Genomic DNA, 15,233 nt, shown 5'->3' with positions numbered 1-15,233 from the left:
CATCATGCAGTTTGGCCTCGCCGACGAGGGCGGCTGCCGGATCCGCGGAAAGCGAGAGCACCCTGACTTCTGACGACATACGCCGGTTTTTCACCTGCGCCCGACACCAGCGGATCGCCCGGGCTTTCGATACAGGAGAAAAGCCATGTCCGCAGGACCTGCATCTTCCCTCGACAATTTCAAGAAATCCGCACGCCGTCTCAGAAAAGCGTTTCTGAAAGGCGAGGCAGAGGCCGCTGAACGTCTGGCTGTCCACGTAGACCCGGCAAAGCAGCTGCGCCATGCCGACTTCTTGCATGTGATTGCCCGCGAAGCCGGTCACGAAAGCTGGCCGAAGCTGAAATTCGCTGTCGAAACGGTATCCCTGAGCCGGGCAGAACGGGCAGAGCGTATGAAACAGGCGCTCTACTTCGGGCAGCATTGGGTTACGGAAAAACTGCTGGCTGACGACCCGGCACTGAAGGACGACAATTTCGGTCTTCAGGTCGCCCTTTACGAGCTCGATGCCGTTCGTCAGGCAATTGAGGCAGACGCTGAAGCGGGCTCCAGCCTTGTTGGAACGCGTTCGCCGATCCTTCATCTGGCGTATTCGAAGGAAATTCACCGGAGTCCGGAACGGGCAGCGGACATGATCGCCATCGCCGAACTGCTGGTCGCCAACGGAGCGGATGTGAATGACGGGTTCCCGGAAAGGCCGGGTGACAAACACATGCTGTCCGCACTCTACGGCGCTTTGTGTCACGCGGATAATTTCGAACTTGGCCGTTGGCTGTTGGAACACGGAGCCGATCCCAACGACAACGAAAGCCTCTACCACGCCACCGAACTTGAGCATCCGCGTGCGCTTGAACTGCTTCTGAAGCATGGTGCGCGGCCGGACGGGACCAACGCCTTGCCGCGCGCGCTGGATTTCGACGACGAAATCAAGGTCCGGCTGCTTCTGGATGCGGGAGCCGATCCGAATGTCACCGTGCCGGATCATCCGAGCGGTCAGCCAATGAACACCATTCCCGCGCTTCATCAGGCCGCCCGGCGTGGTGGCTCGGTGAAGACTGTCGAGCTGTTGCTTGCCCATGGTGCCGACCCGGAAGCGGTGTGGGACGGGCACACCGGATACGCGATGGCGTTGATATACGGCAATCTACCCGTCGCGGCCTTCCTGGCGAAGCGTGGGCATGCGCACGAGCTGGACGAGAACGAAAAGGTGCTGGCGGCCTGTGCGGAAGGAAAGGCTGAGGCAGGAAGGCTGGATATTACTTGTCTGAGCAAGGAAGACAAAGGCCTGCTGACGCGGCTTGCCTTCATTCCCGGCAAGCTGGAGCACATGAAGTCGCTGATCGCAGCCGGTCTGGATCCGGATGAACCTGATGACATGGGGTTACCGCCGTTGCACGTTGCAGGCTGGAACGGCCTTGTGGAGGAGACGGCCTATTTCCTCTCGCTTGGGCCGGACCTCACCCGCAAGAACCTCTTTGGCGGCGATGCCCTCGACACCGTCGTCCACGGTTCGGAATTTGCCCCCAAGCTTAAGGAAGCGGATCACATCGTCTGCGCGCGACTGCTGCTTGAAGCCGGCAGCTTGCTCGATCAGCGCTCCATCACAGGATGTGGCAACGAGGAGATGGCGCAGTTTCTGGAAGACTGGCAGTTGGCATCAGGCGAGCCTGACAGTGACGCCGCTCTCTGACAGCGTCCGCAGGATTTCAGGATCGAGCTCTTTTTCGGCAATCAGCGTGTTGAGGAGCGAGGCCGGTCCGATCCGATAAGCGGCGGCGGTGCCGATCTTGTCGGCAGTCGCCACCGCTATTGTTTCCGACGAGGCGGCGATCATCGCCCGCTTGAGAGCTGCCTCGTCGTAATGCGCTGTTGTCAGGCCTGCCGTTGGATCAATGCCATGAATGCCGAAGAAGCAGATGTCTGCATTGATATGTTCGATAGCGTCGAGAACATTTGCCCCGACGGTCATCTGGCTTCTTTTGTCAAACACGCCGCCGAGCAGGACGATTTCGGCATGCGGGTGATCTGCCAGGGCCGTCGCTGTCTGTGGGCTGTTGGTGATGGCAGTGAACGCAAGCGACTTCGGGATCTTGTTGGCTATGGCAAGATTGGTCGTACCGCCATCGAACAGAACCACGTGGCCTGAGCTGATCATCGACGCAGCTTCTTTCGCCAGTCGTGCTTTGGGGGACGCGGATATCTTGTAGCGGTTTGCGAAGGGCTGCTCCGCCGGTGAAACCGGTAACGCGGCCCCATGGACGCGCTGGATGAGACCTTCGGCTGCCAGTTCTCTGAAATCGCGCCGGGCAGAATCCTCCGATATCCCGAAGGCCGTAGCCAGGTCGCCAGTCGTCAGCCGGCCCTTGCGGCCGAGTGTCTCCAGTATGAATTTTCTGCGCTCGTCGGGACTGGCATCCGTTTGCATTGACATCTCCAGGAAATATTGCCTGTTTATGCATGAGTGTGCAAAAACGTGCAATAAAAGTTGCTGGAAAAATTCAGTAAAAGAAGGGAGATCTTGGCGTCATGGACGGTCAAACTGTGTTCAAGGGGAATATCGTTCTTCCGGACAGTATCCTGGAACAGGGGTATGCGGTCTGCCGCAAGGGCCGGATCGAGCATGTCGGGCCGGACAACCCCATCCCGGACGGACCTGTGATCGAGGCCGATTTCGTCGCACCGGGATACGTCGATATTCATGTTCATGGTGGCGCAGGTGCCGACTACATGGACGGTACTCCCGAGGCCGTCAACGCCGTCAATCGGTCTCACGCTCGGCACGGCACCACCACGCTGTTCCCGACAACAACCACTGGCAGCCGGGCAGAGCTGGAAGCCATGGTCACCGCCTGCGAGCAGGTGGAGGCCAGCTGGAACCCGACCAAAGGGGCGCGGATTGCCGGAGTTCATTTTTACGGGCCTTACTTTGCCCGGGACAAGGTCGGAGTGCATGCGCCTGAAGGACGGCGCGATCCGGTACGGGACGAATATGAACATTTCCTGGGCAGGGAAATCGTCCGGATTGCCACCTGTGCGGCAGAGCTTCCCGGAGCGGAGCTCTTCTACCGTTTCGCCGCGTCCTCGGGATGTTTCCTGACCTGCGGTCATTCCAACGCCTGCTGGCAGGAAATGGAAACCGCTTTTCTCGACGGTGTGCGACACGTCGACCATTTCTGGTGCGCGATGAGCTCTGTCGCCTCGCTGAGGAAACGCTTCGGCACACCGATGCGAGCCGGCATGGAACAGTTCGTCCTGGCGAATAAAGAGATGAGTACCGAGGTGATTGCCGATGGTTACCACCTGTCGGATGATCTGCTTGCCTTCGCCTACAGAATGATCGGCCCAAAGCGGCTTTGCCTGGTGACTGACGCAAACCGGGCGCTGGACTGTCCCGCTGGAGAATATCGTTTTGGACCGGCTGCATCCGGAACACTTGTGATCAGTGACGGAACGACCGTGCGCGGCCGCGACGGTGACTTGGCCAGCTCGATGCATGGTATGGACCACATGGTCCGGACAATGGCGCGGGCAACGCGAGCACCTCTTCATGAAGTGATCCGCATGGCCAGCCTGACCCCGGCGGAACGGACCGGCATCTCCACTGACGTGGGTAGTCTGGAATGCGGAAAACGTGCCGACATCCTGCTGCTGTCCGAAGATCTTCAGATCCGCCGGGTTTATGTCGAAGGGCAGCCACTGGAAAACTGATTATCGCAGGCTGAACCGGTAACGAGCGGCAATCTCCGGGTGCATTGCTGGCCAGTGCGGAAATCTGCTGGTAGTACTTTCACGTACTCAAGTAATTGCACAAGGACGGAGGGACTTCATGGAAAGCGCAATAGACCAGGTGAGCGTCTATACGCCACTGATCATCAACGCAGTGAAAGCCATCATCGTTCTGGTGATCGGTTGGTTTCTGGCCGGCCTGCTTTCGGGCATTGTCAAGAGACGCATCGTTGCCCACCCGCGTATCGACGATACCATCGGCAGCTTTGCAGCGTCGATCGTTCGCTGGCTGATTCTGCTCGTCACAGTCATCGCGGTTCTGCAGCTTTTCGGCATTCAGGCAACCAGCCTTGTGGCGGTTCTCGGCGCAGGTACGCTCGCCATCGGCCTGGCGTTGCAAGGCACGCTGAGTGACATTGCTGCCGGTGTCATGCTGATCATCTTCCGTCCCTACAAGGTCGGCCAGTATGTCGACATCGGAGGAACCTCCGGAACGGTGAAGGATCTCAATATCTTCGTTACCGAGCTCGTGACGCCGGACAATGTTCAGATCATCATGCCGAACGGGAAGGCCTGGGGCACGGTCGTCACCAATTTCTCTGCCCATTCCACCCGTCGTCTCGATCTGACTTTCGGCATCGACTATGGCGACGACATCGACAAGGCGGTGCAGATCATCCTTGATGTCGCCAATGCGGACGAACGGGTTCACAAGGATCCGGAACCCTGGGTCCGGTTGACCAATCTCGGAGACAGTTCGGTCGATCTCGGTGTCAGGTTGTGGTGCGATGCCGGCAACTATTGGGAACTGAAATTCCACATGCTGAAATCGGTGAAGGAAGCGTTCGACGCCGGCGGCATCTCCATTCCGTATCCGCATTCGGTGGAAATCCAGAAGGCAGGATAACACCTCCGGTGTCGCCGCAGATCACCTTGAATACTGCGGCGATGTCCGGGGGCATCAGGCCCGCGCTGTCTCCCTGGTCTTGGTTTTCGGCTTTTCGGCTTCCTCGGGTTCATCCTTTTTGGAGGCGTCATCAGTCGATTTGGGTTCTGCCGCATCCGGCGCGGGCGCTGCTTCTGAGTTTGTCGGGTGAGCCTGGGTAGCTTCAGCGCCGTCCCTGTCCGTCTTCGGGTCGGCGGAGGTCGGCTCGTCCGTACTCTCTGCCTCGGACCGAGCCTCTGCCTTGCCTTCGCTCTTGTCTCCAAACTCGTTCGGCAAGGACGTCTCCTCAGCCGGTACAGTGACGGTGTCTGCTGCGCTCAGCTTTTCCATGAGTGATGGATCGTTTTGCGCGTTCGTCTCATCGAAGGTGAGAACTTCAGCTTCCGTTTCGGTTGCTCCGGGCTCTGCAGGATCTGCCTCTGGAGCCGGGTCTTCTTCGGACCTGGTGCTGGTTCTGATCTCCGAGAAAATGGGAAAGACCGGGTCTTCCATTTCCGCCTCGCCATCGTCCATGTTCATCAGCTGACGCCGTTTGGTCAGCATTGCGACGTGGTTGCGCAGATCTTCGTTGTTAGCCAGAAGGGCCTTGAAGTCCTGTGACCTGAGGCTGAGCAGTTGGCAATACCCGAGCGCGACGACGTCGGCGCTGCGGCGTCCGCCGGTCATCAGGGCGATTTCGCCGAACACGTCGCCACGCCCAAGACGGATATTGTGGCTGGGCGCACGCACTTCCACCGCACCGGATGCAATGAAGTAGGCAGCGTCGCCGCGGTCGCCCTTGCGGATCAGTTTCTCTCCCGGCGTGGCGAATTGCGGCCGCATCATCCGCCGGATGGCTTTCTGCTGCTTGCGGGAGAGGTCTGCGAACAGGGGATGGGCGCTGACGAGCTCGCGGGTCTTGAGGCCGAGATCCAGCTTCGGCCGTGTGTGGCAGTCCTTGCGGGTCCGCTCGACATCGCGCAGGAGATCTCGATGCAGCTCGGTGCCGATCAGCATCTGTTCCTTGGCTTCGTCATAGGCGGTTTCTTCCAGCCGGACACCGGCCTTGCGCAGGAACTGACCTTCAAGTGCATCGGCATAGTCGGGATATTGCAGGCGCAGGGCGTCGATGGCGGCCAGGGTCTCGTCCTGCCGGATCGCCAGGGTATCCTGCAGAATGTCGGCAACACGATCCCCGAGCAGAGGGCGGATTCGCCGGTTGTTGAAGTCGACCAATTCGTCCGCGAGGATCCGGTAGACGAGCAGGAATTCGAACCGGTCGGCCAGGCGTATCGCCAGCGGACGGGCGATCCTGAGCCGACGCTGAAGTGCTTGTGCCAGGCGGAAGCCAAGGCCGAATTTCAGCGGTTGACGCGCAGCCTGGTTATAGCCGGAGCGGCCGTCGCTTCGCGTCAGGTCACCGGTTCGTCCGGTGAGGGCCAGAAAGCGCGAAACCGACCGGCCGGAAATGGTCTTTTCGTGGAAATGCTCCAGCACAAGCTGTTGCTCCCGGTCTGCCAGCGCAATCAGCCCGATGCGGACACGGTCCCAGTCCTTCAGTTCTTCCAGCTTGTTGGTTTCCGCCGCTGCGGCCGCGGCACGGGTTTCGTAGCCCTTCAGCACATCGTCGGTGACGCGTGGTGCGATGTGATAGTTCCGGGCGGCTGTTTCCAGTTCGTGCCGGACGTCAGACAACGCCAGCGCAAGGAACTGTGTACGCAGTGCCTCGTCACGGGCATTCAGCTTGTCGAGGCCGAGCAGGCGGATCAGCGGCTTCAGACTGGTGCCGTAGACAAGCAGGGTGAACAGAACGAAGCCCGTCGCCAGCTTGGTGACGAAGACCGAAACTTCCTCCGACAGCATCGCATGCTCGGACACACTGAGCGCCAGCGTCAGCGTGACGGCGCCCCGCATGCCGCCCCACAGGATCACGGTCTTGTAGCGGTCGTTGACCGCCTGTCCCATCCGGAACACGCTGAGGACCGGCAGCAGTCCGAAGATGACGACTGCACGGGCCGCGAGCGCCGCGACGATGACGACAAACAGCAACAGAATGTCAATGGGCGTGAAGCCTTCCACGAAGCGTGGGATCAGGATGGCAGACAACAGGAAGATCAGCGAAGCGGCCCAGAAGGAGATCTGCTCCCAGACCGCGTGGAGAAACTGCCAGCTGGCGGGCTGAATGCGGGCCGGGCCGTAAAGGTTGAACACCGTCCCGGCACAGACAACCGCAACAACGGCGGAAACATCGACGAACTGGTCGCTGAGCACATAGGTGCCATAGGGCAGGGCAAGGCTCAGGGTGACCTGCGCCAGCGGGATATCGCGCATGATCGGCAGGAGGGACACCGCGATCCGGCCAAGCAGCGCGCCGACAATGATGCCGCCGGCAAAGGAGCGGCAGAAGGCGATGGCCGCTTCGCCGACGGTCATGGTCTCGTGGCCCGCCAGCATGTGCAGCAGGATGACGAAGATCACGATGGCGGCGGCATCGTTAAGCAGGCTCTCGCCTTCCACGATGCGGCCAAGCCGTGCCGGCGCACCGATGTCCCGGAAGATGGCGACAACGGCAACCGGGTCCGTGGTGGCCACGATTGAGCCGAGCAGCAGGCAGGCGATCAGCGTGATGTCCGTGAGCGAGAACAGTGCGGCAAGCGGATAAAGGGCAAAACCGATAAAGGCCGTGGCGACAAAAACCGCAACGACTGCCATCAGCAGAATGGGGGCAATATCCTCGACGATGCGCCGGACTTCCAGCGTGAGCGCGGTTTGAAACAGCAGGATCGGCAGAAAAATATAGAGGATCATCTCCGAATCCAGCGGGGGATTGATGAAGACGTCCGCAATCGCATTGAAGGCATTCGTTTCGGCTGTGTAGCGCAGATAGATGGCCAGAATGCCGATCATCGTGCCGACAGTTGCCAGCAAGACGCTGGGCGCCAGCCCAAGCCGTCGGGCAAGGGGCTGCAGCAGCGAAATCGTTATCAGGAGCAGCGCGAAAGCGCCTGTAATTAATGGAGTTTCCATGTCGATATGGTGCACCGCGATTGCGGCAATTTCAAATTGGCGTTCCAAATATTATTGCCGCGACGGGCAATAGGGCACAGGATTACGCGCAAATGCGTTAACGTCCGAATGCTTTTCGGAACGGCCATGTAAGAAATCTCACCCAGTCGCCGATAAAGAGCCAGATCATCGCCGGAACCAGCATGATCAGTGCAAACGGCAGGAAGAAGACGACCTTCACGAGCTTGAGCGGCAAAGAGGTAGCATCAGTGGCAGCGCGGTTCCCCAGCACGAAGCGCCAGAAGCGGTTCCACCAGCGCCAGAGATACCAGCTCATGAACAGCGTGACGACGGTGAGAACCGAGAGCAGGATCAGGTCGAAATTTGATATCCAGGGTATCCAGCGGCTTTCGACTTCTTCCGTGTGCTCGGGGTCCTCGCCATTGCGGTGAATGGTCCTGACACTTGTGCGCAAGCTTGCGTCCAGCAACCAGCCTGCGAGCGTGTAGTCGTCTCCGGCAGAGACGGACACCTCAGGGGAAGTCGTTACGGGGTTCGCCACCGGGCTGAAACGGGTGGCGGTAACAAGGCGGAAGTTTCGTTCATCGGCAGCGTGGATCAGCGTCGTGCTGTTGGGGGGCGATAATGCCTTGAGAAGGTCGGCCTGGGTCATGGCAGACTGTGCGGCCTCGAAACGCTTTTCCAGTGCCGTCTTTGAAAACCAGCTTTGACCTGGCTGGACCAGCGAGTTGCTTTCCACAAGCATCAGGTTGACCCGCTGGCTTTCGGCGGCTGCCTGGAAGGCGTCGAGGTCGATTTCCCGAACCGACTTGCCATCACGCACGCCTAGTTGCGGGCGGCCGGTTTGCGGGTGTGGAGCGATGCGGCCGGAGACCACCAGCGTCCGGTTTTTGTATTTCGCCAGGCTGGACGCCAGAATGTCGGCGTTCAGATTGGCAAGCAAATCGCCCGGTCCGGATACCGCCGAAACCTCGGCGCTGCTGAACCGGGCCATCTTGAGATCCGCCCGTTTGACCGGTCGGCTCAGAAACCTGATGTTGGCGTCGAGTGCTCTTGCCGTTGCCGGGTTGATCAAGACGTCCGGCGAAAGGGCGACCGCCAGTCTGGTGCCTCCCGGAACGCGAACCGGCTTCAACTCGAATGATTTGCCGTCTGGCCGCACCATCATCGGCCGAGCATTGGGCGGCAGGTTGTCCAACTTGTCCCGGAGCTTGAAGAAATCGGTTTCCCGCAGGGCCAGGTGCAGAGCTTCGGGTGCCTTGGGTTTGCCTGGAACGTCGCCCGCCAGAGGCCGGTGGGCCTGTCTGGCTGCATCGTCCAGGGCGTTCGGCAGGTCGTGCAGGGAGGCCAGTTGCAGGCTTTTCCCGTCCGGCGTGACAAGCTGCCAGGCTTTCCCCGGTGCCGGTACCAGGGCAAGGGATGCAGCGCCGGTAACCCTGGGCAGCCGTTTTGCAAGGGAAGCACCTTCATCGAGAAGATGCTTGGGTGTGTCGATGTGTTTCCCGGCCGAGCCGGCAGCGTCGCCAGCCTCCCGCGCGAGCCGCGACAACAAACCGGCGTTGGCGGTCGAGACAAGACACAAGGTGGTTGCCACGAGGGCAAGCACGCGGAAGGAACCTTTGAAAGTGCGGAACACGAGGGAAATCCCGATCAGATAGAAAAGAGGTAATTCCAAATACTCAAAACAACGGCACAGATGCGCGCGTTGTGCTCTGCGACCAATAGGTCCGGCATTCTACTTCTGCGGTCAACCTGCCCTGCGTTCCGACAGCCAGATGCCACCGATAACCAGCGCCAGAGCGGTGCCATGGTACCACTTGAACGGTTCACCGAGGATGGAAACCGCCAGAATGGCCGCGAAGATCGGCACGAGATTGATGAAGACCCCCGCGCGTGCAGGGCCGATCAGCTCGACGCCGCGCATGAAGAAGATCTGTGCCAGGCAGGAGGGAAAGAGCGCGATATACAGCACCACCAGCCAGCCCTGGAACGACGGCCACTGAACGGTGCCGGCTGCGATGTCATATGCAAGACCTGGCAGGGAGGTGAGGGCGGCGATGCAGGACAGAACCGCAAAGAAGGCGAGAGGTGAAACCTGTGGCCGGTCGCGCAGCGCAAGCGTATATCCGGAATAGAGCACACAGGCGATCAGCATCACGCCATCGCCAGGATTGACGGCAAGCGCAAGCAGCACGTCCAGGCTGCCCTGGGCGGCAATCAGCGTCACCCCGGCAAGCGTCAGCAGAATGCCTATCACCTGCAAGGCCCGGACCCTGGTGCCGAAGGCAATCAAGGAACCGATCAGAACAAGAATCGGGACCGACCCCTGGATAATGCCCAGGTTGACGGCCGTGGTCTTCGTCGCAGCAATGTAGAACAGGGTGTTGAACCCAATGAACCCGAAGACGGCCATCAGCACCATGCGGACGGAATAGGGCCGCATGAGGGGCCATTCCGCACATATGTGCCGCCATTGCAGCGGTACCAGGATGCCGGCAACGATCACCCAGCGCAGGAACACCACCACCATGGGAGACACTTCGCCAACCGCGAGGCGGCCGGCAACGGTGTTGCCGCCCCAGAACAGCGTGGTGAGGGCCAGCATCAAAAGGGCGTTGCCATAGGTCAGGACGCCTACACGTTTAACCAGCGAAAACATGGAAACCGTTGCGTGGAAGGTGGAGCGGAAACCCATCGGTAGCGGATTGGCGGGCGGACGCAAAGGGCATTCTTTTTGTATACCGACTTATACTGTTGGAGATAATGATCTGGATCTTTTCCAAAATGGAAAAAGTCATCCATTCGACCCGGCAATTGACGATTGCGTGCTTTGACCCCAAAACACGGACTAATATCAGATATTCAAGTTCGTTTTAGGGGAGCTGACAGATGACAGGCCGCGTCGATGCCCATGGATTGCAAGTTGCCAGGGTTCTTTATGACTTCGTCAATGAAAAGGCCCTTCCGGATACAGGCGTTGATCAGGACCATTTCTGGAAAAGCCTGTCGAGCCTGATCCATGATCTGGTGCCGAAGAACCGGTCGCTTCTGGCAAAGCGTGACAGCCTGCAGGAAAAGATCGATATCTGGCACAAGGCCAATCCGGGCACGCCGGACATGGACGGTTACAAGACTTTCCTGACGGAAATCGGTTATCTGGTGCCGGAAGGCCCGGACTTTTCCGTCGGCACTGCCAACATCGATCCGGAGATCGGCACCGTTGCCGGCCCGCAGCTTGTCGTGCCGGTGATGAACGCCCGCTACGCGCTGAACGCCGCCAATGCCCGTTGGGGTTCTCTCTACGATGCGCTTTACGGCACCGATGCGATGGGCTCTCTTCCGGCCGGCAAGGGCTTCGACCCCGCGCGCGGCGCAGAGGTCATTGCCTATGCACGCAAGATCCTGGACGAAGCGGCGCCGCTTGCGGCCGGCAGCTGGTCCGATGTCACCGGGTTTGCCGTGGAAGACGAGGTTCTGGTCATTTCGACGAAGACCGGAACCACGTCTCTTTCCGATGCGTCCCAGTTCGCCGGCTATTCCGGAGACAACGCAGCTCCTTACAAGGTTCTGCTGGTCAGGAACGGCCTGCATCTTGAAATCAACATCGATGCCCAGCATCCGATCGGCAAGACCGATGACGCCCATATCGCCGATGTGATCCTGGAATCGGCGATGTCCACGATCATGGATTGCGAGGATTCCGTTGCCGCTGTCGATGCGGAAGACAAGGTCGTCGTCTACACCAACTGGCTCGGCCTGATGAGGGGCGACCTGGAAGAAACATTCGTGAAGGGCGGCGAAACCGTCACCCGCCGCATGAATGGCGACCGCAACTACACCGCGCCCGATGGCGCTGCGCTGTCCCTGCACGGCCGCTCGCTGCTGCTGGTGCGCAATGTCGGCCATCTGATGACCAACGATGCCGTGCTCGACAAGGACGGCAACGAAGTGCCTGAAGGCCTTCTCGACGGCATGATCACCTCCCTGATCGCGCTGCATGACATCGGCCCGAACGGGCGCGAACTGAACAGCCGTGCGGGCTCGGTCTATATCGTCAAGCCGAAGATGCACGGTCCGGAAGAAGTGGCCTTTGCCTGCGAGATTTTCAACCGGGTGGAAGATGCGCTCGGTCTGGAACGCAACACGCTCAAGATGGGCATCATGGACGAGGAACGCCGCACCACGGTGAACCTGAAAGAGTGTATTCGCCAGGCCAAGGACAGGGTATTCTTCATCAACACCGGCTTCCTCGACCGCACTGGTGACGAAATGCACACCTCCATGGAAGCCGGCCCGATGATCCGCAAGGGCGACATGAAGACCGCGACCTGGATCAGTGCCTACGAGAACAACAACGTCGATGTCGGTCTCGCCTGCGGTCTGCCGGGTCATGCACAGATCGGCAAGGGCATGTGGGCCATGCCCGACCTGATGCATGCGATGCTTGAGCAGAAGATCGGTCATCCGATGTCCGGCGCCAATACCGCGTGGGTTCCGTCCCCGACGGCTGCGACGCTGCATGCGCTGCACTATCACAAGGTGGCGGTGAAGGATCGTCAGACCGAGCTGAAGAGCCGCGCTGCCGCGAAGCTGGAAGACATTCTCTCCATTCCCGTTGCCGAGCGCCCCAACTGGGCACCCGAAGACATTCAGGCCGAGCTCGACAACAATGCCCAGGGTATTCTGGGCTACGTCGTGCGCTGGGTCGAACAGGGTGTCGGTTGCTCCAAGGTGCCGGACATCAACGATGTCGGTCTGATGGAAGACCGCGCAACGCTTCGCATTTCCTCGCAGCATATTGCCAACTGGCTGCATCATGGCGTTGTGAGCCGTGAGCAGGTTCTGGAGACCATGAAGCGCATGGCTGCCGTGGTCGATGGCCAGAACGAAGGCGACCCGCTGTACCGGCCGATGGCCGCAGACTTCGACGGTTCGGTCGCTTTCCAGGCGGCTTGTGAACTGGTGTTCGAAGGCACCAGCCAGCCAAATGGCTACACCGAGCCGGTCCTGCATCGCCGCAGGATCGAGTTCAAGGCGAAAACCGCAGCCTGACGCCTTTGCCAGGGACTGAATGCTTCGGCCGCCGGGAAAGTTCCCGGCGGCCGATATCGTTTCAGCGTCCTGTTCGCGCAGGACGTGTTGACTGGTTTTGTGCTCCGCAAAACGAGAATGGTAAACGGGTAAAAATCGAAGCAAAGTGTCTTCGATGGAAAACAGTCGGCTTTCTAAAAAAACGTCCGTATTTCCAGAGGGTTAAAGCGATTTACCAACCGTTATCCATATAACGGGCCGCCTACGTGTTTTTACGACTTTAGCGACGAAAAACGGTACCTTGCATTATCTGGAGTTGATGATGCTAACCGTCCTGTCTTGCATAGCTTTCGAGCATGACCCGTTGTTTGTTGCCCTGGCGGTAATAATCCTGACGGTCGGTGCCGTTTTGACTATGCGGCTGTTCGCACGTGTCCGGCGCACGCAGGGCGATCTCAAGTACCTCTGGCTGTTGCTGTCCGGCCTCATTGCCGGAGGCACCATCTGGAGTACGCACTTCGTTGCAATGATTGCCTACAAGAGCCCGTTCATCCTCGGTTACGACCTGAAACTGACAGCCTTGTCGCTGGTTATCGCGATTGCCGGGACGACAGCAGGACTTCTGGTCAGCAGCATTACCCAGAGATCCGTGCTCATTGAAGTTGGAGGCATTATCTTCGGCGCTTCCATTGCGGCGATGCACTTCATCGGTATCGAGGCACTTCAGATTTCCGGCATCATGACGTTGTCGACGCCGTTCGTCGTCATTGCCATCGTATTGGCCTGCCTCTTCGGCCTCATGGCCACCAGCCGTGTGGCGCGTCCGGTAACGCGCTACTGCAAGTACGGCGCAGTTCTCAGTCTCATCCTCGCCGTCGCCAGCCTGCACTTTGTTGCCATGGCAGGTGTTGAAATTCTTCCGCTTCGCCTGGATGGCGCCGTCAAGGATCTTGTCTCCAACCAGTTGATCGGTATCTCGGTCGTCTTCACCATGAGCGTCCTGTTGCTGTCGGCGATGATTACCTATTCGATCGACAGCGCGAATTCCCAGGTTGCCGAGAGCAGGGTCAACCACATCACCCATCACGACCCGCTGACCGGTCTGCCCAACCGCCGGGCGCTCAACCTCTATCTCGATGGCTTCCTGACCAGGTTTGCGACGGACAACGCCCGTATCGTCGTCCTGAACTGCAGCTTGAGCCGCTTCAAGGTCGTCAATGAAGTCCACGGACATGCCTGCGGCGACGCTCTGCTGCGTCACGTGGCAAAGCACCTGTCGGAGAACCTCGAACCGGGCGAATATGTCGCCAGGATCGGCGGGGTGGAGTTCGGGATTGTGGGCAAGCCGGTGTATTACCGGGGCTACATCCTGGATCTGTGCAAGCGCATTCAAAGGCTTGTTGCAAGCCCGCTTCTCTGGCAGGGCGAAGAGATCCGCATCAGTTGCAGCGTCGGATACGCCAATTTTCCAGATCATGCGTCTTCAGGCGGACAGTTGCTTGAGGCCGCGCAGCGGGCCATGCACCGTGCAAAGGCAGCCGGAGGCAATGCTGCACTCTGTTATGACGTCGAACTGGATCAGCAGACCCGCGAGCGCAGTGCCCTTGCCATGGATCTGCGCAATGCGCTGAAAAACGGCGAGTTCGAGCTTTATTACCAGCTTCAGAACGATGTCACGACACGGGAAGTCACAGGAACGGAAGTGCTGCTGCGCTGGAACCACCCGCAGCGGGGCATGATCCCGCCATTCGAGTTCATTCCGATTGCGGAAGAGACTGGCCAGATCCGCGAAATCGGTGCCTGGATCATTCGCACCGCGTGCCGTGAGGCCGCATCCTGGGACAACAGGGTCAAGATCGCAGTCAACGTGGCACCTGTGCAGCTTGCAGACAGCAACTTCCCTGATATCGTGGCTCATGCACTGAAGGAAAGCGGGCTCGACCCGGCACGTCTCGAACTGGAAATCACCGAGACAGGCATCATTGCCGACACGTCACACGCATTGCAGATCATCCACCAGCTGAAGCGGCTCGGCATTCGTATCGCCATGGACGATTTCGGCACCGGCTATTCCTCGCTTGCAACCCTGCAAGCCTTTCCCTTCGACAAGATCAAGATCGACCGGGAATTCGTCAAGGATCTGGGTGGCAACAAGCAGTCCGAGGCCATCATCAAGGCAACGATCATCCTGGGCGAAAGCCTTAATATCCCGGTGCTTGCGGAAGGCGTGGAAACGGAAGACCATCTCGGCTTCCTCGCTTCGCAAGGGTGCAACGAGGTCCAGGGCTTCCTGTTCGGCAGGCCGATGCCTGTGGGCGATGTCCGCCGCGCGCTGATGGCCTCAACGGCGTTGAAGGTCGAGGAACAGCAGGGTCCAGCCGCAGAGCCTGAACCGGAATTTCCCCTGGTCAGCCAGGTGGCGTGAGGCGGAACGACGTCCACGAGAAAGCTCCCAACTCTTCGAGGCCGGCAATGACGAGGGAAGGGATCGGGCGAGCCTCTAGAAACTCGCCCCACCCGGATATGG

Annotated in this window: 9 protein-coding genes; 5 read left to right on the top strand and 4 right to left on the bottom strand. The window is 59.5% G+C overall.

The genetic code is table 11. The features are described 5' to 3' along the window. Positions 1–145 precede the first annotated feature (145 nt). Positions 146–1,687 (top strand): ankyrin repeat domain-containing protein, encoded by a 1,542-nt coding sequence (locus ACYQ54_RS13870; RefSeq protein WP_460083235.1) that lies wholly within the window; start codon positions 146–148, stop codon positions 1,685–1,687. On the opposite strand, the gene ACYQ54_RS13865 is transcribed toward ACYQ54_RS13870, so the two are convergent. Next, complete coding sequence (locus tag ACYQ54_RS13865) at positions 1,655–2,422, bottom strand: DeoR/GlpR family DNA-binding transcription regulator (RefSeq protein ID WP_460083233.1); 768 nt, start codon at positions 2,420–2,422, stop codon at positions 1,655–1,657. The genes ACYQ54_RS13870 and ACYQ54_RS13865 overlap by 33 nt on opposite strands. A gap of 101 nt (positions 2,423–2,523) precedes the next feature. Here ACYQ54_RS13865 and ACYQ54_RS13860 point away from each other — a divergent pair, with 101 nt between their 5' ends. Both ACYQ54_RS13860 and ACYQ54_RS13855 read left to right on the top strand, forming a co-directional pair. Next, positions 2,524–3,705 (top strand): amidohydrolase family protein, encoded by a 1,182-nt coding sequence (locus tag ACYQ54_RS13860; RefSeq protein ID WP_460083231.1) that lies wholly within the window; start codon positions 2,524–2,526, stop codon positions 3,703–3,705. Positions 3,706–3,823: 118 nt separating this feature from the next. After that, the gene (locus ACYQ54_RS13855) at positions 3,824–4,630 is read left to right on the top strand and encodes a mechanosensitive ion channel family protein (RefSeq protein WP_460083229.1); all 807 of its coding nucleotides are present in this window, start codon (positions 3,824–3,826) and stop codon (positions 4,628–4,630) included. Positions 4,631–4,684: 54 nt separating this feature from the next. Here ACYQ54_RS13855 and ACYQ54_RS13850 read toward each other — a convergent pair whose 3' ends face one another. From ACYQ54_RS13850 to ACYQ54_RS13840, 3 genes are all read right to left on the bottom strand, one after another. Next, on the bottom strand, positions 4,685–7,723 hold the full coding sequence (locus ACYQ54_RS13850) for a cation:proton antiporter domain-containing protein (protein WP_460083227.1): 3,039 nt from the start codon (positions 7,721–7,723) through the stop codon (positions 4,685–4,687). Between the two features lie 49 nt (positions 7,724–7,772). Next, positions 7,773–9,311 (bottom strand): hypothetical protein, encoded by a 1,539-nt coding sequence (locus tag ACYQ54_RS13845; RefSeq protein WP_460083224.1) that lies wholly within the window; start codon positions 9,309–9,311, stop codon positions 7,773–7,775. A gap of 111 nt (positions 9,312–9,422) precedes the next feature. Continuing rightward, entirely contained in the window at positions 9,423–10,334 is a 912-nt protein-coding gene (locus ACYQ54_RS13840; protein WP_460084801.1) for a DMT family transporter, read from the bottom strand. Between the two features lie 230 nt (positions 10,335–10,564). Between ACYQ54_RS13840 and ACYQ54_RS13835 the strand changes: the two genes are divergently transcribed. Next, on the top strand, positions 10,565–12,727 hold the full coding sequence (locus tag ACYQ54_RS13835; RefSeq protein ID WP_460083222.1) for a malate synthase G: 2,163 nt from the start codon (positions 10,565–10,567) through the stop codon (positions 12,725–12,727). 301 nt (positions 12,728–13,028) lie between these two features. After that, a complete protein-coding gene (locus tag ACYQ54_RS13830) occupies positions 13,029–15,131 on the top strand; it encodes a putative bifunctional diguanylate cyclase/phosphodiesterase (RefSeq protein WP_460083219.1) in 2,103 nt (700 codons plus the stop codon). The last annotated feature ends 102 nt before the right edge of the window (positions 15,132–15,233 follow it).

It is taken from the genome of Roseibium sp. LAB1, assembly GCF_054658235.1.
The sequence above is the reverse complement of the archived record's forward strand: the minus strand, read 5'-3'. Positions and strand labels throughout refer to the sequence as shown.

Coding starts and splice junctions, on each gene's coding strand:
- ACYQ54_RS13840 (WP_460084801.1), bottom strand. CDS start 10,334: ATGTTTTCGCTGGTTAAACGTGTAGGCGTCCTGACCTATGGCAACGCC.
- ACYQ54_RS13835 (WP_460083222.1), top strand. CDS start 10,565: ATGACAGGCCGCGTCGATGCCCATGGATTGCAAGTTGCCAGGGTTCTT.
- ACYQ54_RS13830 (WP_460083219.1), top strand. CDS start 13,029: ATGCTAACCGTCCTGTCTTGCATAGCTTTCGAGCATGACCCGTTGTTT.
- ACYQ54_RS13860 (WP_460083231.1), top strand. CDS start 2,524: ATGGACGGTCAAACTGTGTTCAAGGGGAATATCGTTCTTCCGGACAGT.
- ACYQ54_RS13870 (WP_460083235.1), top strand. CDS start 146: ATGTCCGCAGGACCTGCATCTTCCCTCGACAATTTCAAGAAATCCGCA.
- ACYQ54_RS13855 (WP_460083229.1), top strand. CDS start 3,824: ATGGAAAGCGCAATAGACCAGGTGAGCGTCTATACGCCACTGATCATC.
- ACYQ54_RS13865 (WP_460083233.1), bottom strand. CDS start 2,422: ATGCAAACGGATGCCAGTCCCGACGAGCGCAGAAAATTCATACTGGAG.